Origin of the sequence: Staphylococcus gallinarum (genome assembly GCF_029774255.1) — a bacterium.
In the GTDB taxonomy this organism is placed as follows: domain Bacteria; phylum Bacillota; class Bacilli; order Staphylococcales; family Staphylococcaceae; genus Staphylococcus; species Staphylococcus gallinarum.
This window is the reverse complement of record NZ_CP069082.1, coordinates 2,124,012-2,146,557: the sequence shown is the minus strand read 5'-3', so window position 1 is coordinate 2,146,557 and position 22,546 is coordinate 2,124,012. Positions and strand designations below refer to the sequence as shown.

The window sequence follows — 22,546 nt, the reverse complement described above, 5'->3', positions numbered from 1 at the left end:
GGTATGTTACAGACCTATCTCTATTTGCTGTTCTATAAACAATTTAAGTGTGTTACAATATGAATGTGTTCGTTGAGCACAAACCAATCGTAAAATATATTATACAGTTACAGTTACTGCGCATTCTAATAAAAAGGATGCGCTTTTTATGTTTGTTTTTGCAATAAGAGGGTAATTATTTTATATACTCTCATTCAAATTTTTTCTTAATTTAAAAGTTATAATTACAACCGTGTAATAGCGGTTGTTTTTATGCAACACCCCACCTAAATGAATAGGTGGGGTGTTTTGTCATTCGGGTCCCTTAAAAGTCCCTAAAATTTAGTTTTATATAGTTAGTAATGGTAATACCATGTGGAAAGAATGCCGTCATTACAACATTCTTGATTTTGAAAAGTGTGTAATTATATCTTATAAGTCCCCTCGAAGGGAATCGAACCCCTATTCTAAGAACCGGAATCTTATGTGTTATCCATTACACTACGAGGGGTAAATATAACAATAATATTAGTTTACAAATGTTATTTGTAAGGGTCAACAAGAATGAAATAAAAATGGTTAAATATTTTGAGCTTTATTTTTTGACCATGTTTGACTTTTAGGTTAAAATAAGTTTATCAGTTAGAAATAAGGAGGCAATATTAATGAATTTAATACCTACAGTAATTGAAACTACAAACCGTGGGGAACGCGCTTATGACATTTACTCACGTTTATTAAAAGATCGTATTATCATGTTAGGTTCACAAATCGATGATAACGTAGCAAACTCTATCGTATCACAATTATTATTCCTACAAGCACAAGATGCTGAGAAAGATATTTATCTTTATATCAACTCACCAGGTGGAAGTGTGACTGCTGGTTTTGCTATTTATGATACAATCCAACATATCAAACCTGATGTTCAAACAATTTGTATTGGTATGGCAGCTTCAATGGGTTCATTCTTACTTGCTGCTGGTGCGAAAGGTAAACGTTATGTATTACCAAATGCAGAAGTAATGATTCACCAACCATTAGGTGGAGCGCAAGGTCAAGCAACTGAAATCGAAATTGCTGCTAACCATATTTTAAAAACACGTGCTAAATTAAATCAAATTTTAGCAGATCGTACTGGTCAATCAATTGAAAAAATTGAAAAAGATACTGATCGTGACAACTTCTTATCAGCTGAAGAAGCGAAAGAATACGGTTTAGTAGACCACGTTATGAATCCTGAAGATTAATTTTCAAAGGATACAATGAAATAAAGTCTCTAAGACATAAAGTTTTAGTACAATTATTAGAAGGCAATTTCTATTGAAATCATATAGAAGTTGCCTTTTTTATAATTTTGGGACACAATTTTGGCGGGCCTCCTGAGGGAGCAGGACAAGCTGAAGACTACAGGCTGAAGCTGTTCTTATAGGAAGGCGAGTCAACAAAACGTACTATGAATGAAAATCTAGTAGATAAGGTATTAAGTATTTAATGATTGATATACCAACATAAACAAGACAAATTGAATATAAGAATTGAATATACAGTAATTTAAAAGACATAAATAATTTCAACGTATTTTGGCGAGACTCCTGAGGGAGCAGGACAAGCTGAAGACTACAGGCTGAAGCTGTCCCCTAGGAAAGCGAGCCAACAATACGTAATTAAAACAAAAAAACACTCAGATAAATTGAATTCATTTATCTGAGCGCTATGTTTGTGGAATTTATGATTCAAACTTTTTATATGAATAAGGTTATGACTTATACTTTTTAAATATAAGTAGACTGGCAAAAACTGTGCAAATACTTCCTATTACAATGAAAAAACTAGAAACAATAATCATCGGTACAGAATTTTCAAATGCAAATATGCCATTAATAAATATAAGTATGCCTGCAATTAATAAAAGGATATGAGTAACACTATCTTGCTTCATGTATATCTCCTCTCATTATATTTAAATTAATGTACCAAATCTTCAAGTGCAATTTTCAAGTCAGGATATTTAAATTTAAAGTCTAGTGCTTGAAGTTTGTTTGGAATGACTTTTTGCGTATCTAAAACAACAGTGGACATTTGTCCTAGTACTAATCTCAAAGCTAGTGACGGCACCCATGTATAGTGAGGGCGATGAGTAATACGAGCTAATGTATAACCAAATAAGTTTTGACGTTCTACAATTGGCGCAGTGAAGTTAAATGCCCCTTTTGCATTTTCGTCATTGATTGTATATAGAACGGCTCTAACTAAATCATCGATATGAATCCATGAATACCATTGGCGGCCAGAACCTAGTTTGCCACCAACATAATAGTCGTAACTTTGTTTCATTAATGGTAATGCGCCACCTTTGTCTGATAACACCATACCAAATCTACCGATGACTACGCGTGAACCTAATGTTTCGAATTGTTTTGCGCGTCGTTCCCATTGATAGACGACCTCAGAAAGAAAGTCAAAAGGTAACGATTTATATAATTCTGTATAGGTACGGTTATAATCAGGTCTATAATACCCAACGGCACTTGCATTGAAAAATACGTCTGGGCGTTTTGTTCTTGATTTAAACAATTCATATAATGTTTGAGTTGCTTGAATACGACTTAACATAATTTGTTGTTTATGTTGCTTAGTCCATCTATGGTTAAGACTTGCACCAGCTAGATTTATCACAATATCTATATCTGGAACTTTACTTTCCCAATCAGATTCAGTCCAATTCACATAGGAAATTTTTGGGTGTGAATTGATTTTGTTTTGTCTTGTTAATACAGTAATATGCGCATCACTTTCCACGATTGCATCAATTAATTGACTGCCAACCATACCAGTGCCACCTGTGATTAAATACTGTTTCATCGTATCACCTCTAGAATAAATTGCATTTCATTTTAATTATTCATCTTCTTAGTTACTTTAAAATAGAAGGTCATAATTTTTTCAAAAATTGTTCATTAATATGTCATTAACTAACCTTTAGAAGCCTTTATATTCATATTGTATAAGTTATAATAAAAGTACCTTCAATAATAATTAATCTTTTCTTAATTATTCGAGTATACCCCATAATATACAATGAAGGTAAAATTTTGACTCCCTTTAGTATAGGTCTATACATTATAGTATAGACCTTTTTTATGTTATCTCAATTATTGTTGTAAAATTATCTTTTTGAATTTTGATAACTTTGAAAAATGAATTAATCATACTAAGAGAATAATACATAATCATTTATGGTTATAAAAATATAAAAAAGGTAATTAGAGTAATAGCTATAATAATCAGTAAAGCCAAAGTGATTGGTATTATTTTGTGATTAGACTTATCATTATCTGTTGATTCATATTCATCATTTTCTTTCATCATTTGTCGTATACCATGCTGCTTAAATTGTTGTGGATCGTTTGAATTTTTGAATAAATCACTATTTTCCACTTATTATGACACATCCTTACTCGAGCTATAATTTATTAAAAAACTTATGTTTTCATTTGTTTTATTGAAAGGGTGACTTCTTTTAACTTAAAATGGATTTACAATAAATAATAAGATATTTTGTGTTTTTATTCTACAATTGTAAATGTAATTTCAATATTAACTAGTGAAAAAAGTGGTAATAAGTTTTAATCAACTTTGAAATGTTGTAAAATATATTTTTGACAATAGTAAATTGTAATTTAACAGAGCTTACGATTAAATAGATATAAAATTAAAGTGAGGGAAGCATATGCCAAAGCATAATCAAAATAATGATTTTGATGGTCGTGGTAAAAAGAAGATGAGCTTGTTTGCCAAAATCGTTAGTGGGGTTATAGTATTCCTACTTTTATTCGGCCTTGTTTTCGCAATCTTTGCTTTTGTAGATCATTCTAATAGAGCGAATGAACGCTTAAGTGACCAAAAGCAAGAAGAAAAAGAAAAGAAAAAAGAGAAAACTAAGGAAGAAAAAAAGAAAAAAAACAAATCAACTGAAGAAACGCAACAAACAATGCAACAAACCCAGCAGACTCAGCAAACGCAACAAACGCAACAAACACAGCAACAGACCCAACAACCAGCAACAGTAGAACGTAATACTACACAAGAGCAGAAAACTAAGGAAAAACCTTCAACCGAAGAGAAGTCAACTGAAGAAAAGACTACTGAGGAACCATCAACTGAAGAGAAAACAACAGAAGAACCATCAACTGAAGAAAAGACTACTGAAGAGCCATCAACCGAAGAGAAAACAACAGAGCAACCATCAACACAGCAAAAAAAGACAACTGAACCAAAATCCACAGAACAACCATCAACACAACAAAAATCAACTCAGAATTCAGGTCAAGGATCATCTAGTTCAAGTAGCCAAGGTAATAACAGCTCAGAAAAGAGTAGCCAATCTTCAGATGAAGACTAACATATTAATTTAAAATAAGGCACGACACGATTGACGAGTGTGGTACATCTAATAGTAAGTATGCATAATCTCAACTTACTTAATAGGGGTACAACAATACTAAAGTTACGTGGCGTGTCTTTTTATATTTTCAATGGAAAAATCAAAAGAATAATTGTAAGAAATAAATTATAATTATTGGTAGTAGTATTAAAGTCAAACAACCGCCTAAACAACCGAAAGGACCACATCCAATTCTCGTACCATAATGATAATGGCGACTGTAGCCTTTGGCATCATGATTATTGTTGCTATGTCGATGATGCTTAAAATAGCTATCATCTTTATATTGACCATCACCAGGCGTTAAAACTTTAGGTTTTTCATTGCTGGACATAACACGACCCCCTTGTAAGTAAAGTTACTTTTAGTTTAACTTTTAAGCTCCCTCTAGGCAAAATAAAGGTAGCAAGTTATGAAATTTGACTTATGACTCGAATTATTACAATAATATAAATATAAAGTGCAATTTAATGATTAAGATTGTACATAAAAGGGTAATTTGTAAATTGTAAAGCCTATTAATAAATGAGTAACGAAATGTAAGTGTTATCATTAATTTTTAACGTTGTATTTCCCTTGCAATTTCGAATATATAGTAGTAGTATTGCAACTATAAAAGGTTATATTTTTTTGTCCCGCCAGGGACGTAAAAAGTCAATCTATGGTTAGAACTTGACCCTTTAAATTGATAAGGAGGAGGATAGTAGTGAAAGACTTGATAAAAATTCAACAGAAGTTAGTTCCTGAAATTGTTGAAAAAATGTATCGGCGTTTTTCAATCCTCACTACTATCTCAAAGTATCAACCAGTAGGTCGACGTAGTTTAAGTGAATATATGGATTTAACTGAACGTGTGTTAAGGTCGGAAACAGATGCATTAAAGAAGCAAGAGCTTGTTAAAGTGAAACCAACAGGTATGGAGATTACTGACGAAGGAGAAGCAACGATTCGACAGTTGAATAGTTATTTCAATAGTTATTCGGATGATCATCATTTGGCTCAAGTAATCAAAGACGCATATGATATCAAAGATGTCTATGTAATACCTGGAGATTCTGATACAGATAAGACTGTTAAGATTGAATTATCGAGACAGGCAGGTCAACTTGTTGAAGATGTTCTCTATGAACAAGCGATTGTTGCCGTTACGGGTGGGTCAACGATGGCTTATGTAAGTGAAGCGATGCATGATCAACCATTTGATGTGTTTTTCGTGCCAGCGCGTGGGGGGTTAGGCGAAAATGTTGTTTATCAAGCCAATACAATTGCGGCAAGTATGGCGCAACAAACCGGCGGGGATTATACGACATTATACGTTCCTGATAATGTAAGTGAGACAACTTATAACACACTTATGTTAGAACCTTCAGTCATCCATACACTTGAAAAGATTAAAGAATCCAATATTACAATCCACGGCATTGGTGATGCGCTGAAGATGGCGCGTAGACGTCAATCACCTAGTGAAGTTATAAATAAACTTCAACATCACAATGCCTCAGGAGAAGCATTTGGATATTATTTCGATGATCAAGGCGATGTGGTTCATAAAGTGAAAACGATTGGACTACAATTAGAAGATCTTGAGTCGAAGAAGTTTATTTTTGCCGTAGCAGGGGGTAAATCAAAAGGAGAAGCAATTAAAGCTTACCTATCAATTGCTCCTAAAAACACTGTATTAATTACAGATGAAGGTGCGGCTAGAGTTATTGCAAACAATAGTACTAAAAAGTGATTTCACTTTTTAAATATCATTTTTAAAGGAGGCCATTTTAATGGCAGTAAAAGTAGCAATTAATGGTTTTGGTAGAATTGGTCGTTTAGCATTCAGAAGAATTCAAAACGTTGAAGGAATCGACGTAGTAGCAGTAAATGACTTAACAGATGACGAAATGTTAGCTCACTTATTAAAATATGATACTATGCAAGGTCGCTTCACTGGAGAAGTTGAAGTTGAAAAAGACGGTTTCCGTGTTAACGGTCAAGAAGTTAAATCATTCTCTGAGCCAGACCCAAGTAAATTACCATGGGGTGACTTAGACATCGATGTAGTATTAGAATGTACTGGTTTCTTCGCTGACAAAACTAAAGCAGAAGCTCACATCAATGCAGGTGCTAAAAAAGTATTAATCTCAGCTCCAGCAACTGGTGACTTGAAAACAATCGTTTTCAACACTAACCATAACGAATTAGATGGTACAGAAACAGTTGTTTCAGGTGCTTCATGTACTACTAACTCATTAGCTCCAGTAGCTAAAGTATTAAATGATGACTTTGGTTTAGTTGAAGGTCTTATGACTACAATTCACGCTTACACTGGTGACCAAAATACACAAGATGCTCCACATGCTAAAGGTGACAAACGCCGTGCTCGTGCAGCTGCTGAAAATATCATCCCTAACTCAACTGGTGCTGCTAAAGCAATCGGTAAAGTTATCCCTGAAATTGACGGCAAATTAGACGGTGGTGCGCAACGTGTACCAGTTGCTACTGGTTCTTTAACTGAATTAACAGTTGTATTAGAAAAAGACGTAAGCGTTGAAGACGTTAACAATGCAATGAAAAACGCTTCAAACGAATCATTCGGTTACACTGAAGACGAAATCGTATCTTCTGACGTAGTTGGTATCACTTACGGTTCATTATTCGATGCAACACAAACTCGTGTAATGACTGTTGGCGATCGTCAATTAGTTAAAGTTGCAGCTTGGTACGATAACGAAATGTCTTACACTTCACAATTAGTACGTACATTAGAACATTTAGCAACTCAAGCTAAATAATAATTAATGTCAAATTAATTTAGCAAGCCCAGTGTGCTGTATTAAATTTTAGCAATAGGCTTAGGAGTAAGCGGGGAGCACAAACGCTTCTCCGCTTATTTTACTTTATTGTTCCATTAAGAGGAGGAAGTTTAGATGGCTAAAAAAATTGTATCTGACTTAGAATTAAAAGGTAAAACTGTACTTGTCCGCGCTGATTTTAACGTGCCGATGAAAGACGGAAAAATCACAAACGACAACCGTATCGTTCAAGCATTATCAACTATCAAGTATATTATTGATGAAGGTGGAAAAGTTGTATTGTTCTCTCACTTAGGAAAAGTGAAAGAAGAAAGCGATAAAGCCGAATTAACTTTAAAACCTGTTGCAGAAGCTTTAACAGAAAAATTAGGTAAAGACGTTGTGTTTGTACCAGAAACACGCGGCGAACAACTTGAACAAGCTGTGAACAATCTTAAAGAAGGCGATGTATTATTAGTAGAAAATACACGTTTCGAAGATGTTGATGGCAAAAAAGAATCTAAAAATGATCCTGAACTAGGTAAATATTGGGCTTCACTTGGTGATGTTTTTGTAAATGATGCATTTGGTACAGCTCACCGTGAACATGCCTCAAACGTAGGTATTGCATCTAATTTAGAAACAGTTGCAGGATTCTTAATGGAGAAAGAAATTAAATATATCGGCGGCGTAGTCGAAAATCCTGAGAAGCCAGTAGTAGCTATTCTTGGTGGAGCTAAAGTTTCTGATAAAATTGGTGTCATCACTAATCTATTAAACATTGCAGATAAAGTACTTATTGGTGGCGGTATGTCATATACATTCTTCAAAGCACAAGGTAAAGAAATTGGTTTATCTTTATTAGAAGAAGACAAAGTTGACTTTGCAAAAGACTTATTAGAACGTGCTGGAGATCAAATTGTATTACCAGTAGATTGTAAAGTCGCAAAAGAATTCTCAAACGATGCTGAAATTACAGAAGTTTCAGTTGATGACATCCCTGCAGATCAAGAAGCGATGGATGTTGGACCTAAAACAGTTGAACTATTTAAAGAACAACTTCTAGGCGCACATACAGTTGTATGGAATGGACCTATGGGAGTGTTTGAATTAAGTAATTTCGCTAAAGGTACAATTGGTGTTTGTGAAGCAATTGCAGGACTTAAAGATGCTAATACAATCATTGGTGGTGGCGATTCAGCTGCAGCTGCGATTTCTTTAGGTTATGCTGATGATTTCAGTCACATTTCAACAGGTGGCGGTGCATCATTAGAATATCTAGAAGGTAAAGAATTACCTGGCGTAGTAGCAATCGCTGATAAATAATACACGCAACTCATAACTGAGAAACTTTGATTAAAGGGCTGTTACAGATTTAATCATAATTTAACTAATAGGAGTGTAATATAATGAGAAAACCAATTATCGCAGGTAACTGGAAAATGAACAAAACTGTTCAAGAAGCAAAAGATTTTATCGATGCATTACCAACTTTACCTGATACAAATGAAGTAGAATCTGTTATTTGTGCACCAACTATTCAATTAGATGCATTAGTATCAGCAGTTAATGATGGTAAAGCACAAGGACTACAAATCGGTGCTCAAAACACTTATTTTGAAGATAATGGTGCATTTACTGGTGAAACATCACCTGTAGCATTAGCTGATTTAGGTGTTAAATATGTTGTTATTGGACACTCTGAGCGTCGTGAAATTTTCCATGAAACAGATGAAGAAATCAACAAAAAAGCACATGCTGTATTTAATCATGGTATGACACCTATCATTTGTGTTGGTGAAACTGACGAAGAACGCGAAAGCGGTAAAGCAAATGAAGTTGTTGGAGAACAAGTTAAGAAAGCAGTAGCTGGTTTATCTGAAGAACAATTGAAACAAGTTGTAATTGCATATGAACCAATTTGGGCTATCGGTACTGGTAAATCATCAACAGCTAAAGATGCAAACGAAATGTGTGCATTCGTTAGAACTACAGTTGCTGATGTAGCTAGCCAAGAAGTAGCAGATGCAACTCGAATCCAATATGGTGGTAGTGTGAAACCAAACAACATCAAAGAATACATGGCTGAATCAGATATCGATGGTGCTTTAGTTGGAGGCGCATCTCTTAAAGTAGATGATTATGTACAATTGTTGGAAGGTGCAAAATAATATGGCAAAACAACCAACTGCATTAATTATTTTAGATGGTTTTGCAAATAGAGAAAGTGAGCATGGCAATGCCGTAAAACTAGCTAACAAACCCAATTTTGACCGTTACTACAGTAACTACCCAACAACTCAAATCGAAGCAAGTGGCTTAGATGTTGGTCTTCCAGAAGGACAAATGGGTAATTCAGAAGTTGGACACATGAATATTGGTGCTGGACGTGTTGTTTATCAAAGTTTAACTCGTATCAATAAATCAATTGAAGACGGCGATTTCTTTGACAATGGCGTATTAAATAATGCAATGCAACATGTTAATGATAATAATTCAGGACTACATGTCTTTGGTTTATTATCAGACGGTGGAGTTCACAGTCACTATAAACATTTATTTGCTATTTTAGAATTAGCGAAACAACAAGGTGTAGAAAAAGTTTATGTTCACGGTTTCTTAGATGGACGTGACGTAGATCAAAAATCTGCCTTGAAATATATTGAAGAAACAGAAGCTAAATTCAAAGAAATTGGCGTTGGTCAATTCGCTTCTATCTCAGGTCGTTATTACGCAATGGACCGTGATAAACGTTGGGATAGAGAAGAAAAAGCTTACAATGCTATTCGCAACTTTGGTGGTGAAAAATTCGATTCTGCTAAAGCAGGTGTAGAAGCAAACTATGCTAAAGATTTAACAGATGAATTTGTTGAACCATTCGTTGTAGCTGATCAAAATGATGGTGTGAATGACGGAGATGCAGTTATCTTCTTCAACTTCAGACCAGATAGAGCAGGACAACTTTCTGAAATTTTCACAGATAAGGCATTTGATGGATTCAAAGTTGACCGTGTAAATGACTTATACTATGCGACTTTCACTAAATACAATGATAATGTAGACGCTGAAATTGTGTTTGAAAAAGTTGATCTAACAAATACGATTGGCGAAGTTGCGCAGAACAATGGCTTAAAGCAATTACGTATTGCTGAAACAGAGAAATTCCCACATGTAACTTACTTTATGAGTGGTGGTAGAAATGATGAGTTCGAAGGTGAGAGACGTCGTTTAATCGATTCTCCAAAAGTAGCAACTTATGATTTAAAACCAGAAATGAGTGCTTATGAAGTTAAAGATGCATTATTAGAAGAATTAGCTAAAGGTGATTTAGATTTAATTCTTTTAAACTTTGCTAACCCTGACATGGTAGGTCATAGTGGAATGCTAGAACCAACAATCAAAGCGATTGAAGCTGTTGATGAATGTCTTGGAGAAGTTGTAGATAAAATTATCGAAATGGGTGGACAAGCGATTATTACTGCAGACCATGGTAACTCAGATATGGTCCTAACAGATGATGATCAACCAATGACTACCCATACAACAAATCCGGTACCAGTCATCGTTACTAAAGAAGGATTAACATTGAGAGAAACGGGAAGATTAGGAGATTTGGCCCCAACATTATTAGACTTATTAAATGTTGAGCAACCAGAAGATATGACTGGTGAATCACTAATTAACCATGAATAATTAACAGGACTAACTTATAGAAATTTCAAGATGTTCTGTGACTTTAATTTTATTTTAAAAAATAGATTGAGGAATAGGACATCTTGCTAAATTTATAGACAATTAAATTACTTGTATTTATGGCTTTAATAGCTATAATGAAGATGAAATTTAATATTTCTAAACTACTTACAAAAAAGGAGATTATAAACATGCCAATTATTACAGATGTTTACGCTCGCGAAGTCTTAGACTCACGTGGTAACCCAACAGTTGAAGTTGAAGTGTTAACTGAAAGTGGCGCATTTGGTCGCGCATTAGTTCCATCAGGTGCTTCAACTGGTGAACATGAAGCAGTTGAATTACGTGACGGAGACAAATCACGTTATTTAGGTAAAGGTGTTACTAAAGCTGTTGAAAATGTTAACGAAATCATCGCACCAGAAATCGTAGAAGGTGAATTCTCAGTATTAGAACAAGTTTCTATTGATAAAATGATGATTCAATTAGACGGTACAGAAAATAAAGGTAAATTAGGTGCTAACGCTATCCTTGGTGTATCAATCGCCGTAGCTCGTGCAGCAGCTGATTTATTAGGACAACCACTTTATAAATATTTAGGTGGATTCAATGGTAAACAATTACCAGTTCCAATGATGAACATCGTTAATGGTGGTTCTCACTCAGATGCTCCTATCGCATTCCAAGAGTTTATGGTATTGCCAGTAGGCGCTGAATCATTCAAAGAATCATTACGTTGGGGAGCTGAAATCTTCCACAACTTAAAATCAATCCTTAAAAACCGTGGTTTAGAAACAGCAGTAGGTGACGAAGGTGGATTCGCTCCTAAATTCGAAGGTACTGAAGACGCTGTTGAAACAATCTTAGAAGCAATCAAAGCTGTAGGTTTAGAGCCAGGTAAAGATGTATTCTTAGGATTTGACTGTGCTTCTTCTGAATTCTACGAAGATGGCGTATACAACTATGCTAAATTCGAAGGTGAAAATGGTGCAAAACGTACTGCCGAAGAACAAGTTGACTATTTAGAAGAATTAGTTAACAAATATCCAATCATCACAATCGAAGATGGTATGGATGAAAACGACTGGGATGGTTGGAAAGTATTAACTGACCGTATCGGCGATCGTGTTCAATTAGTAGGTGACGATTTATTCGTTACAAACACTGTTAAATTATCTGAAGGTATCGAAAAAGGTATCGGTAACTCAATCTTAATCAAAGTTAACCAAATCGGTACATTAACTGAAACATTTGATGCTATTGAAATGGCTCAAAAAGCTGGTTACACAGCAGTTGTATCTCACCGTTCAGGTGAAACAGAAGACACTACAATCTCTGATATTGCAGTGGCAACAAATGCTGGACAAATCAAAACTGGTTCATTATCAAGAACTGACCGTATTGCAAAATACAACCAATTATTACGTATCGAAGATGAATTATACGAAACAGGCAAGTTTGACGGGCTTAAATCTTTCTATAACTTATCTAAATAATAAAGCTAAGATTTCATAAATGAGAGTTCACGCGCTTAAATTTAAGATTTAAATCTTAGACAATAGAGGGTCGATTGAAATTTAAGGATTTCAATCGGCTCTCTTTATTTTTGGTGATACGAAGTCGAATACAAATAGATTATTGTGTGTTTATGCATTATGTCGTATTTATAGGTCAATCACTTTATTTCATTATTTATATAGAACTGATATCACTTTCAATTGAAGTTATATATGCTATTTAATTTATTCATATTTTGGTCTGAAACTGATATAATTAAAGATGTAATATAAAGAAGGAGCACGAACTTATTATGGAGGCAAAAGCAAAATCAAGGGAAACCAAGACTGCTCATATGATTGCTTACTGTTCTTTAATTATCGCAATACTTTATGCAATACATTTATTTGTGATATTAGACGATAGTGTAGTTAAACAAATGTTAGCTAATAGTGGTCAACAGCCATCAGAGAATGCGATTGGTACAATTAGAAATAGCTTTCAATTTACTGGCGTAATGTATATATTAGCTAATTTAGCTGGTGTGATTGCAATTTGGAATAGACACACATATTTATGGTGGTTTATGTTTGCAGTATTTACATCACAAATATTATACAACTTAATTAATATAGGCTCAGTTTATGGTGCTATCTTAGATGTTAAGGGAACAATCAACATTTTCCCATTAACGATAGTGTTAGTGATGTCATTATTATTAGCAATTTATATGTTTGTCGTTTCAGTAAAGCGTAAAAGTACATTTAATAGATAGAAGTTTGCTAAATTCAACGAACGTGTGATATAATGCGATTCGTATATAATGAATGGAGGACAATTTTCATGCATACATTATTCATCATACTTTTAATTATAGATTGTATTGCATTAATAACTGTTGTGTTACTCCAAGAAGGTAAAAGTAATGGACTTTCAGGTGCAATCAGTGGTGGCGCCGAACAGTTATTTGGAAAACAAAAGCAACGCGGCATCGATTTATTCTTGCATAGATTAACAATTGTATTGTCTGTCATTTTCTTCTTGTTAATGTTAGGCATAAGTTATTTGGGTATATAAGGTCCGACAATGTAAAAGTCGGGCTTTTTTATTTATAATGTATAGAGTAGGACTCTATATTGATTTGGTTTAGTAAATTAATAATTATTAAAGTAATATTGATACAAGCATATGCGAAAGGATTGAATCACAATGCAAATCAAACTACCAAAACCGTTCTTCTTTGAAGAAGGTCCTCGAGCTGTGTTATTGTTACATGGTTTTACTGGGAATTCTGCAGATGTCCGTCAATTAGGTCGATTTTTACAGAAGAAGGGCTATACGAGCTATGCGCCACAATATGAAGGCCATGCCGCACCACCTGAAGAAATTCTCGAATCTAGCCCACATGTGTGGTATAAAGATGCATTAGATGGCTATGACTTTTTAGTTGAAAAGGGCTACGAAGAAATTGTTGTAGTAGGTTTATCTTTAGGCGGCTGTTTTGCGTTGAAATTAAGCTTAAATAGAGATGTAAAGGGTATTGTAACCATGTGTTCACCTATGTATATTAAGACAGAAGGTGCTATGTTTGAAGGCGTCTTAGACTATGCACGTAATTTTAAAAAATACGAAGGCAAAGACCAAGACACAATTGAGTCAGAAATGGCTGCCTTTCATCCAACTGACACATTAAAAGAATTACAAGGTCAAATACAAGATGTACGTGATCATATAGATGAAGTTATGGATCCTCTATTAGTGATTCAAGCTGAACAAGATAAAATGATAAATACAGATTCTGCAAACATTATATACAACGAGAGCGAATCTGATGATAAAGCAATTAAATGGTATGCTAATTCTGGACATGTAATTACAATAGATAAAGAAAAGGAATTAGTATTTGAAGATGTATATCAATTTTTAGAATCATTAGATTGGTCAAATTAAAATATAAACGTAGAAAATATAGAAAGGAGGGGCATAATGAATTTAAAACAATCCATTGAAGAAATAATCAAACAACCAGATTATGAACCGATGTCAGTGTCTGATTTTCAAGATGCCTTAGGCTTAAGCAGTGCAGATTCATTTAGAGATTTAATTAAAGTACTTGTTGAACTAGAACAAGTTGGTCTAATTGAACGTACGAAGACAGATAGATATCAACGTAAAGCATCTGCTAAGTCAAAAGAAACTAAATTGATTCGAGGAAAATTGAGTCAAAACAAAAAAGGATTTGCATTCTTACGTCCTGAAGATGAGGATATGGAAGATATTTTCATCCCACCAACCAAGATTAATCGTGCTATGGATGGCGACACCGTAACTGTTGAAATCCAGAATTCGAAAGGTGAGCATAAAGGTAAAGTAGAAGGCGAAGTAAAATCCATTGAAGACCACTCTGTAAAGCAAGTTGTTGGAACATACAGTGAAGCACGCCACTTCGGATTCGTATTACCAGATGACAAACGTATCATGCAAGATATCTTTATTCCTAAAGGTCAAAATTTAGGTGCAGTTGATGGCCATAAAGTATTAGTACAAATTACTAAATATGCAGATGGTACAGACAATCCTGAAGGTCATATTTCAGCAATACTCGGTCATAAAAATGACCCAGGCGTAGATATCTTATCTATTATTTATCAACATGGTATCGAAATAGAGTTTCCAGATAATGTGTTAGCTGAGGCAAAAGCTGTACCAGAAGAAATCAATCCAAATGAAATAGAAGGTCGCAGAGATTTACGTGATGAACTTACAATTACCATTGATGGCGCGGATGCAAAGGACCTGGATGATGCAATAAGCATTAAAAAGTTAAACAATGGTCACACACAATTGACTGTAAGTATTGCTGACGTAAGCTACTACGTTCAAGAAGGCTCTGCATTAGATGAAGAAGCCTATAGTCGAGCAACTAGTGTATACCTTGTAGACCGTGTTATTCCAATGATTCCACATCGTTTAAGTAACGGAATCTGTTCATTAAATCCTGATGTAGACCGATTAACTCTAAGTTGTCAAATGGAATTGAATGAACGCGGAGAAGTTGTGAAACACGAAATATTTGATAGTGTTATCCACTCTAATTATCGAATGACTTACGATGAAGTGAATGAAATTATTACCGATCAGAATGCAGCTACACGCAATCATTATGCAGAAGTTACACCAATGCTCGATCTCGCACAAGATTTATCAAATCGATTAATTAACATGCGTAGACGTCGTGGAGAAATTGACTTTGATATTAATGAAGCAAAAGTATTAGTTGATAAAGATGGTATTCCAACTGAAGTTCAATTAAGACAACGCGGAGAAGGCGAAAGATTAATTGAATCATTTATGCTTGCAGCCAATGAAACGATTGCAGAACACTTTAACAAATTAGACGTTCCGTTTATTTATCGTGTACATGAACAACCAAAATCAGATCGTTTACGTCAATTCTTTGATTTTATAACTAATTTCGGACTTATGATTAAAGGTACTGGAGAAGATATCCATCCTTCAACATTACAGAAAATTCAACAAGAAGTTGAAGGTCAACCCGAACAAATGGTTATCTCAACAATGATGCTACGCTCAATGCAACAAGCTAAATACGATGATATCAATTTAGGTCACTTTGGATTATCAGCTGAATACTATACACACTTCACTTCACCAATCCGTCGTTACCCTGATTTAATCGTGCATAGATTAATCCGTAAATACCTTATAGAAAAATCTATGGATAATAAGACTTTAAATAAATGGGAAGATATGCTGCCAGAAATTGCAGAACATACTTCACAACGTGAGCGTCGTGCCATTGAAGCAGAACGCGATACAGATGAACTGAAAAAAGCAGAGTATATGATTCAACATTTAGGTGAAGAATACGAAGGTATCATCAGTTCAGTTGCCAATTTTGGTATGTTTATCGAATTGCCAAACACAATTGAGGGTATGGTCCACGTGTCTAACATGACAGATGACTACTATCACTTTGATGAACGTCAAATGGCAATGATTGGAGAACGCCAAGCTAAAGTATTCCGCATCGGTGACCCAGTTAAGATCAAGGTCATAAACGTTGATGTAGATGAACGCATGATAGATTTCCAAATTGTAGGTATGCCATTACCTAAAAATAACGATCGCGCTAGTCAAAGACCAGCGCGTGGTAAGACAATACAAGCAAAAACACGTGGTAAATCACTAGACAGCTCTAAAGACCAAAAGGGCAAAAAGCAAAACCAACGTAAAGGTAAAAACCGTCGTAACAAAGAGAAACATAGTGATGGTAATACCAAACACAAACCTTTCTACAAAGACAAGAAAGTTAAAAGAAAAGCACGTAAAAAGAAAAAATAAATCAACAAAGAGGTGAAACTCAATGCCAAAGAAAAAATCACCTGGAACATTAGCTGAAAATCGTAAAGCGAGACATGATTATATTATTGAGGACACGATTGAAGCGGGCATTGTGTTACAAGGGACAGAGATTAAATCCATTCGTCGTGGCAGTGCAAACTTGAAAGATAGTTACGCGCAAGTCAATCGCGGTGAAATCTACCTTCAGAATATGCATATTGCACCATATGAAGAAGGTAATAGATTTAACCATGATCCACGTCGTTCACGTAAGCTACTTCTTCACAAACGTGAAATTAACAAACTTGGTGACCAAACAAGAGAAGTGGGTTACTCAATCATCCCATTAAAACTTTATTTAAAACATGGCCACTGTAAAGTCTTACTTGGTGTTGCAAGAGGTAAGAAAAAATATGACAAACGCCAAGCATTGAAAGAAAAAGCAGTAAAACGTGATATAGATAGAGCAATGAAAGCCCGTTATTAAGCGAAAATATTGCCAAAGGTCTCCATCTTTGGTAATATTAAATGTGCTTTCTGAAATGTAAACACAGTGTTAACACATCAGAAAGTACATTAATTTCATATTAAGGGGACGTTCTTGGATTCGACAGGGGTCCCCCGAGCTAATTAAGCGTGTCGGAGGGTTGTCTCCGCAACAACACACACAGTTAATAATAACTGGCAAATCAAACAATAATTTCGCAGTAGCTGCCTAATAGCACTCTGCATCGCCTAACTGCATCTCCTATGTGCAGTTAACGCGATTCAACCTTAAGTAGGATACGCTAGACACTGCCGTTTGAAGTCTGTCTAGAAGAGATGAATCAAACTAGTATGATGTTGGTTGTCTATCTCCTACCATCATGCGAAATTGATTGATAGACTACACACGTAGAAAGGTTAGTATCAGGACCTCTGGACGCGGGTTCAAATCCCGCCGTCTCCACTATACAGCTCTCAATCCTTGTGGTTGAGGGATTTTTATTTTTGTTGCCACAGTATTGCTTCAGCGAATAAAAAACACTATCTTTATTTAAATTGTGTTTTTAATAAATTATATTTGAGCCCGAAAAATAATAAAAGGATCAAGGAATAGGATCACACATATTAAAAGTACACTTCAAAAATTATCATAAAATGTTAAGGTATTATCAATCATTGAACATCGTCCCTGATGATTTGTATCATCATAATTTATATAAACTTATCAAAGGTATAACGACAGTACTTAATGAAACTTCTATACTAAAACAGCATATTATCGAGCTATCATGGTGGAAAGATGATCAAATTGATGAAGTAATCACACCAGCTACTTAATATAGGTAAGAATGCACTTAATTAAGGGCGTAGAGCTATTATCAAACAATTAGTTAATGAGATAGGTTGGATATGAAACGTTTCGACAAAAAAGAGGTTAAAGTATTAATTAAGCAAAATAAAGATAAAATGATGTTATCAATGTGGTAGAAGATAGTAACTTTGATGATTTCTTTAGCTTGCAAAGTCAAGACAATGATGTTGAGATTGTTCGGTAGATGACACAATATATTTTAACTAATTAGACATATTAATATCATCAATAGTAAACGAAAAAAAATATCTTACCTTTTGGTTTATTAGTGAAGGGCGAACATATGAAGATGTTGGTAGGATATTCAATTTCAGCTGGGAACACATAAGGCAAATATTCGATGAACTATTGGAAAAGCTACCTTGAATGGTAGATATATATAATGTTTATAGACAATGTGAGAAATAATCAATACCATATTATGAAAGGGATGGGCATATGCCTACCCTATTTTTTTATGTTAAAATTTAATTGTAAATTTCAACGACTAAAAACAGACCTGAAAAGCGACAATTAATATGATAAAGTTTCCAAAAAAGGAGTGACTGAATTAATGAAAATTATAAGTATTATTTTAGGAATTTTAGTTATTCTTTCTTGGTTATTTGTAATGAGAGAATACAGACAAGGGAATGAAAAGACGGAAAAAGGTGAGTTAGTCATATTAATTGCTTGTTTATTAACCTTTATTATGACCGTAATGAATTTCTTTGATTAGACCACACATATATACAGAGAAAATTTATTGAGCTTGAAGGAGATTCTTATATGCTTTTAACGATACTAATAATCTTTTTATTAGTTTATACTTTTCCAGCTTTTTATTTTGGGAAAAAGTATATTGAGTTAAAAATAAATAAATCATCAGATAAAGAATTTAAAAGATTATCTGAATCTATGATAAATGCTGATAAAGTAATAATTCCAATTTCTATAATCATAGTTTTAATACTTTATTTTATTTAGAAATAGGATTTTACTTTTGGGATTTAGGAATTTTTTGAAGACAAGTTTCTTCTTGTCTTGTTATTAAATATTGAACCATCTACGTATGTCACAGGGTGGTTTTTTTGTAATACATATGACTCTATATGTATTTGTATTAAAAATGGTCAGAAACAAAAAGTAGACGATGCATTTATGGCGATGAACTTTATTGAGGGTTAAGGATTACGAAATTTAACATCAATAAAGCGATAATAATAATATTTTTTGAAAAGGAATGGTTGTTTTGAAGTGGTTTTTGGCTATCATACAAATAATTTTAGGTATTTTTTTAGCATTATTTGCTTATAAGCAAATGAATCAAAATCATCTAGATACTTGGTTTATTATCTTCACGGTTTTATCCTTGATTTTTATATTTTGGAGTGCTAAATGTATTGACAAAAGTTAGACAAAGCAATAATTTTTATTAATCTAAAAAATGGGAGTAATTTATGTCTGATTTAAAATTTTTAATGATTCTTTGTATCTCTGTGTTTGTTGGTGTTTTTTACCTACAAATTTAGCACCTAACTATAGAGGACAGTGCAAATGTAAATTTAACGATTTATGTATGAATGATTGACATATTGATAACGTCTATATAAATTTACAACACTGCTTAGTTATACGTGTCTTACTATTTGCAAAAATTAATGGTTATAGCAATAATTTTTCCTCCTAAACAAGATAAAAAATATAGGGCAGTTGGGACTGCCCTTGAAATTAGTATTAAATACTAGTTATATTAATCTCTACCTAATCCAAGATTTATAGCGATATCTCGCTCAATTTGATCATTAATTTGGTCGACTCTTTGAGGGAATAAAAATACATCTATTAATGTCCAAAGTCCGAACCCACCTAATGTGAAAGTCATTCCTAAAGCGTAACCAATATCACCCATGTAGTATCTGTGACCGCCAATCCCACCAGTGAAAAACCATAAAGCAACTGCAGCGCCTTTGCTTTTTCGTTTTTTCTCCATTTCACTATTTAAAATTAATAATTCCTTTTGTGACAGTTTTTCCTTCAAATTGTAGTTCATAAGTATATCTCCTTTTTTGTAATTATTTGTGTATAACGTATAGTTTTCGAACCAACCAATATCTAAATTTTTATGTTTCAAATACACGTTGGCGAGAAAAATGTATTAGATATTCTTCAAATAATGTTTTAGTAAGAATACTAATTAATATAATTGAGTGATTTTTTAAAACTACAATTAAATTGTACTATATTCTAACTTGAAGTGTGATAATAAATACTTATCAATAAATATATAAGTGATAAAATTATACACAATTTCCGATGTTTCGAATTGATTTTTAATATTTTAATTATAACTATAATGATTCTCACCACTTCCATTAAAAAGCACTCAACCAACTTATGGTTGGGTGCTTAATTTTTTTGAAACATCAAATTATTTACATAATGCGAATGTCTTATTTATTATTTAGGAAACATTAAGAATAATTTAATATATTTAGGGCAATATATTAAAAAGGAGATGATTTGTTGAGCAATTTTATTAGGTTAGAAAATGCAGCTGTATTTTTAGTAACGCTCTGTGTTTATTTAATTTTTGATTATTCCTTGTTAATTTTTCTTTTGTTATTGCTCGTTCCAGATGTTTTTATGTTTGGTTATTTAATAAATAAAGAAATAGGGAGTAGAATTTATAATATTGGTCATACTTATATCGTTCCTATTTTTATAACTTTAATTTTCTTTTTGGTTCAAGAAGCATTGATATTGCAAATAGCTTTGATTTGGTTAGCTCACATTAGCATGGATAGAGCTTTTGGTTTTGGTTTAAAATATGCATTTAATTTTGAAAAAACAACAATTCAGAAAATCTAAAATAAGTTGAAAAGATTTTTGTACTTTTAAACTCCAGTAATCAAAATATAAAGGAGTAGAATTTATGGATATATTAATCAATATAACTAGATTTGTTATGAGTACATTTTCTAATTTAATGGGTATCGAATCATTGATAAATGATATTAAAAAAGGGTTTAATGAATATTTTTAAAAATAACCTGATCGACATGAGGAGTAGTTGTTTAAGACCGGATTTATTTTATGATAATGAATGGGGTGTTAATTATGGCAAATAATATTAAAGGTATTAATCATGTGGGACTGACTGTACCCAATATAGAAGAAGCTACTGAGTTTTTTTAAAATGCATTTGGTGCAAAGATTGCATATGATGGATTGAGTTATGATGATGATCCAAGACAGGGAGAAGAGGTTGAAAGAATGTTAGGATTGTCTAAAGGCAGTAAAATTGTAAAGCAAAGAATGATTGTAATAGGTAATAGTGCAAATATTGAAATGTTTGAAATAGTAAGTGATTTGCAAGACGGGCCTTTAAAATTAGTGGATTTAGGTTTTAATCATATTTCTCTATTTGTAGAAAATATGGATAAAGCTATAAATGATGCGCGTGATGCTGGTGCTATACCTTTATCTGAAAAACATGATAACTCAAGATATGAGGATAGTGATGAAAGTAGTAGTGTTTATTTAAAAACAAATTGGAATTTACTTATTGAATTACAGTCAATTCCTAATGGCTATTATTATCCAAATTATAGTGAAATTGACGTTTTTATACCCTAAGAATAACTATTATCTATTGAATGTTTGACTACTTTTACATTCAGTATACTTAATAAAGATAAGAAATTAGATTTGACCTTGAAGTAGAAAAATGGAGTATATTATGCAGTCATAGTAGATTTTTTAGTCTATGCATCTAATTGATTTATTCACAAAATGTTCACTTACGAAGCATTTTCTTAGTCACTATACTGAGTACATGTGACTAAGAAAGGATGATTAATATGCCAACGACAAAAAAAGAGAGTTTACAGTTTGGCTTTATAATGTGTTTTGGTATGGTTTTTTTGATGACAATATATAATTTATGTATAAGTGAAACTATCACAAAAGTTAGTTTTCTAGAGGTTGTATATAATTTTATAATTGCGTTTGTTTTAGCTTATATTTTAGATTTGTTTATTGTAGGGCCTAGTGCAAAGAAGGTGGCGTTGTATTTAACTGCAAAATCAGATAAAAAGATTTATAAAATTTTAGCAATTTCCATATGTATGGTTTTGGGTATGGCAGGTTGTATGTCAATTTATGGGTTGATTTCAGATTATATCCATAATGGCATTCACTCTAATGCTGTAATTTTAGATTATCTGAGTGTATTTTCGAAAAATGTAATATTTGCGTTACCTTTACAAATAATAATTATGGGGCCGTTAGTTCGTTATATTTTTATAAATTATATTAAAAATAATAAAATAATCACGGAACAATAGGTTTATTATTGAAGTGAGTTATGTATAGATTTTAGCAAATAGCCAAACTTAAAAATGAGAATCAGTAATTTAAAAAATCTCCCCAGGCTGCACTATT

General features: G+C 33.2%; 23 protein-coding genes, 1 tRNA gene and 1 other RNA gene. 19 read left to right on the top strand and 6 right to left on the bottom strand.

The window, feature by feature from the left end; translation table 11 throughout:
• Nucleotides 1-418 precede the first annotated feature (418 nt).
• Nucleotides 419-490: transfer RNA gene (locus JN168_RS10190), tRNA-Arg, on the bottom strand.
• A gap of 154 nt (nt 491-644) precedes the next feature.
• Between JN168_RS10190 and clpP the strand changes: the two genes are divergently transcribed.
• Nucleotides 645-1,229: an ATP-dependent Clp endopeptidase proteolytic subunit ClpP gene (gene clpP / locus JN168_RS10185; protein ID WP_042738244.1), complete on the top strand. Its 585-nt coding sequence runs from the start codon at nt 645-647 to the stop codon at nt 1,227-1,229.
• 509 nt (nt 1,230-1,738) lie between these two features.
• Here clpP and JN168_RS10180 read toward each other — a convergent pair.
• The 3 genes from JN168_RS10180 to JN168_RS10170 form a co-directional block, all read right to left on the bottom strand.
• Nucleotides 1,739-1,921 carry a hypothetical protein gene (locus JN168_RS10180; RefSeq protein WP_042738245.1) on the bottom strand — a complete coding sequence of 61 codons (183 nt, stop codon included), beginning with the start codon at nt 1,919-1,921 and terminating at the stop codon, nt 1,739-1,741.
• A gap of 26 nt (nt 1,922-1,947) precedes the next feature.
• Nucleotides 1,948-2,844, bottom strand: coding sequence for a TIGR01777 family oxidoreductase (locus tag JN168_RS10175; protein WP_042738246.1), 897 nt, complete (start codon nt 2,842-2,844; stop codon nt 1,948-1,950).
• A 378-nt stretch (nt 2,845-3,222) separates the two neighbouring features.
• The gene (locus tag JN168_RS10170) at nt 3,223-3,420 is read right to left on the bottom strand and encodes a hypothetical protein (protein WP_042738247.1); all 198 of its coding nucleotides are present in this window, start codon (nt 3,418-3,420) and stop codon (nt 3,223-3,225) included.
• A gap of 292 nt (nt 3,421-3,712) precedes the next feature.
• On the opposite strand from JN168_RS10170, the gene JN168_RS10165 reads away from it, so the two are divergent.
• Nucleotides 3,713-4,384: a DUF4887 domain-containing protein gene (locus JN168_RS10165; RefSeq protein WP_279525859.1), complete on the top strand. Its 672-nt coding sequence runs from the start codon at nt 3,713-3,715 to the stop codon at nt 4,382-4,384.
• A gap of 142 nt (nt 4,385-4,526) precedes the next feature.
• On the opposite strand, the gene JN168_RS10160 is transcribed toward JN168_RS10165, so the two are convergent.
• The gene (locus JN168_RS10160; RefSeq protein WP_042738249.1) at nt 4,527-4,760 is read right to left on the bottom strand and encodes a hypothetical protein; all 234 of its coding nucleotides are present in this window, start codon (nt 4,758-4,760) and stop codon (nt 4,527-4,529) included.
• Between the two features lie 372 nt (nt 4,761-5,132).
• On the opposite strand from JN168_RS10160, the gene JN168_RS10155 reads away from it, so the two are divergent.
• From JN168_RS10155 to JN168_RS10090, 14 genes are all read left to right on the top strand, one after another.
• The gene (locus tag JN168_RS10155; RefSeq protein WP_107512320.1) at nt 5,133-6,161 is read left to right on the top strand and encodes a sugar-binding transcriptional regulator; all 1,029 of its coding nucleotides are present in this window, start codon (nt 5,133-5,135) and stop codon (nt 6,159-6,161) included.
• A gap of 40 nt (nt 6,162-6,201) precedes the next feature.
• Nucleotides 6,202-7,209: a type I glyceraldehyde-3-phosphate dehydrogenase gene (gap, locus tag JN168_RS10150; protein WP_042739634.1), complete on the top strand. Its 1,008-nt coding sequence runs from the start codon at nt 6,202-6,204 to the stop codon at nt 7,207-7,209.
• A gap of 135 nt (nt 7,210-7,344) precedes the next feature.
• Complete coding sequence (locus tag JN168_RS10145; RefSeq protein ID WP_279525858.1) at nt 7,345-8,535, top strand: phosphoglycerate kinase; 1,191 nt, start codon at nt 7,345-7,347, stop codon at nt 8,533-8,535.
• An 83-nt stretch (nt 8,536-8,618) separates the two neighbouring features.
• Complete coding sequence (gene tpiA, locus JN168_RS10140) at nt 8,619-9,380, top strand: triose-phosphate isomerase (RefSeq protein ID WP_107512319.1); 762 nt, start codon at nt 8,619-8,621, stop codon at nt 9,378-9,380.
• Nucleotide 9,381: 1 nt separating this feature from the next.
• Nucleotides 9,382-10,902 carry a 2,3-bisphosphoglycerate-independent phosphoglycerate mutase gene (gene gpmI / locus JN168_RS10135; RefSeq protein WP_279525857.1) on the top strand — a complete coding sequence of 507 codons (1,521 nt, stop codon included), beginning with the start codon at nt 9,382-9,384 and terminating at the stop codon, nt 10,900-10,902.
• A 191-nt stretch (nt 10,903-11,093) separates the two neighbouring features.
• Nucleotides 11,094-12,398 (top strand): surface-displayed alpha-enolase, encoded by a 1,305-nt coding sequence (gene eno, locus JN168_RS10130; RefSeq protein WP_042739638.1) that lies wholly within the window; start codon nt 11,094-11,096, stop codon nt 12,396-12,398.
• 314 nt (nt 12,399-12,712) lie between these two features.
• Nucleotides 12,713-13,174, top strand: a complete 462-nt coding sequence (locus JN168_RS10125; protein WP_042739639.1) for a hypothetical protein — start codon at nt 12,713-12,715, stop codon at nt 13,172-13,174.
• 68 nt (nt 13,175-13,242) lie between these two features.
• Nucleotides 13,243-13,476: a preprotein translocase subunit SecG gene (gene secG / locus JN168_RS10120; protein ID WP_042739640.1), complete on the top strand. Its 234-nt coding sequence runs from the start codon at nt 13,243-13,245 to the stop codon at nt 13,474-13,476.
• A gap of 132 nt (nt 13,477-13,608) precedes the next feature.
• The gene (locus tag JN168_RS10115; protein ID WP_042739641.1) at nt 13,609-14,349 is read left to right on the top strand and encodes an alpha/beta hydrolase; all 741 of its coding nucleotides are present in this window, start codon (nt 13,609-13,611) and stop codon (nt 14,347-14,349) included.
• Between the two features lie 36 nt (nt 14,350-14,385).
• Nucleotides 14,386-16,764 (top strand): ribonuclease R, encoded by a 2,379-nt coding sequence (rnr, locus tag JN168_RS10110; protein WP_042739642.1) that lies wholly within the window; start codon nt 14,386-14,388, stop codon nt 16,762-16,764.
• A 22-nt stretch (nt 16,765-16,786) separates the two neighbouring features.
• Nucleotides 16,787-17,251 (top strand): SsrA-binding protein SmpB, encoded by a 465-nt coding sequence (gene smpB / locus JN168_RS10105; RefSeq protein WP_042739643.1) that lies wholly within the window; start codon nt 16,787-16,789, stop codon nt 17,249-17,251.
• 104 nt (nt 17,252-17,355) lie between these two features.
• Nucleotides 17,356-17,716, top strand: a transfer-messenger RNA (tmRNA) gene (gene ssrA, locus JN168_RS10100).
• A gap of 209 nt (nt 17,717-17,925) precedes the next feature.
• Entirely contained in the window at nt 17,926-18,087 is a 162-nt protein-coding gene (locus JN168_RS10095; RefSeq protein WP_279525856.1) for a hypothetical protein, read from the top strand.
• A gap of 587 nt (nt 18,088-18,674) precedes the next feature.
• Nucleotides 18,675-18,839 carry a hypothetical protein gene (locus JN168_RS10090; protein ID WP_279525855.1) on the top strand — a complete coding sequence of 55 codons (165 nt, stop codon included), beginning with the start codon at nt 18,675-18,677 and terminating at the stop codon, nt 18,837-18,839.
• Between the two features lie 1,014 nt (nt 18,840-19,853).
• Here JN168_RS10090 and JN168_RS10085 read toward each other — a convergent pair.
• Nucleotides 19,854-20,153, bottom strand: a complete 300-nt coding sequence (locus JN168_RS10085; protein ID WP_279525854.1) for a TM2 domain-containing protein — start codon at nt 20,151-20,153, stop codon at nt 19,854-19,856.
• Between the two features lie 473 nt (nt 20,154-20,626).
• Between JN168_RS10085 and JN168_RS10080 the strand changes: the two genes are divergently transcribed.
• From JN168_RS10080 to JN168_RS10070, 3 genes are all read left to right on the top strand, one after another.
• Nucleotides 20,627-20,971, top strand: coding sequence for a DUF4260 domain-containing protein (locus JN168_RS10080; RefSeq protein WP_279525853.1), 345 nt, complete (start codon nt 20,627-20,629; stop codon nt 20,969-20,971).
• A gap of 345 nt (nt 20,972-21,316) precedes the next feature.
• Nucleotides 21,317-21,739 carry a VOC family protein gene (locus tag JN168_RS10075; RefSeq protein ID WP_279526277.1) on the top strand — a complete coding sequence of 141 codons (423 nt, stop codon included), beginning with the start codon at nt 21,317-21,319 and terminating at the stop codon, nt 21,737-21,739.
• A 224-nt stretch (nt 21,740-21,963) separates the two neighbouring features.
• Nucleotides 21,964-22,449, top strand: coding sequence for a DUF2798 domain-containing protein (locus JN168_RS10070; RefSeq protein WP_232139406.1), 486 nt, complete (start codon nt 21,964-21,966; stop codon nt 22,447-22,449).
• Nucleotides 22,450-22,546 lie beyond the last annotated feature (97 nt).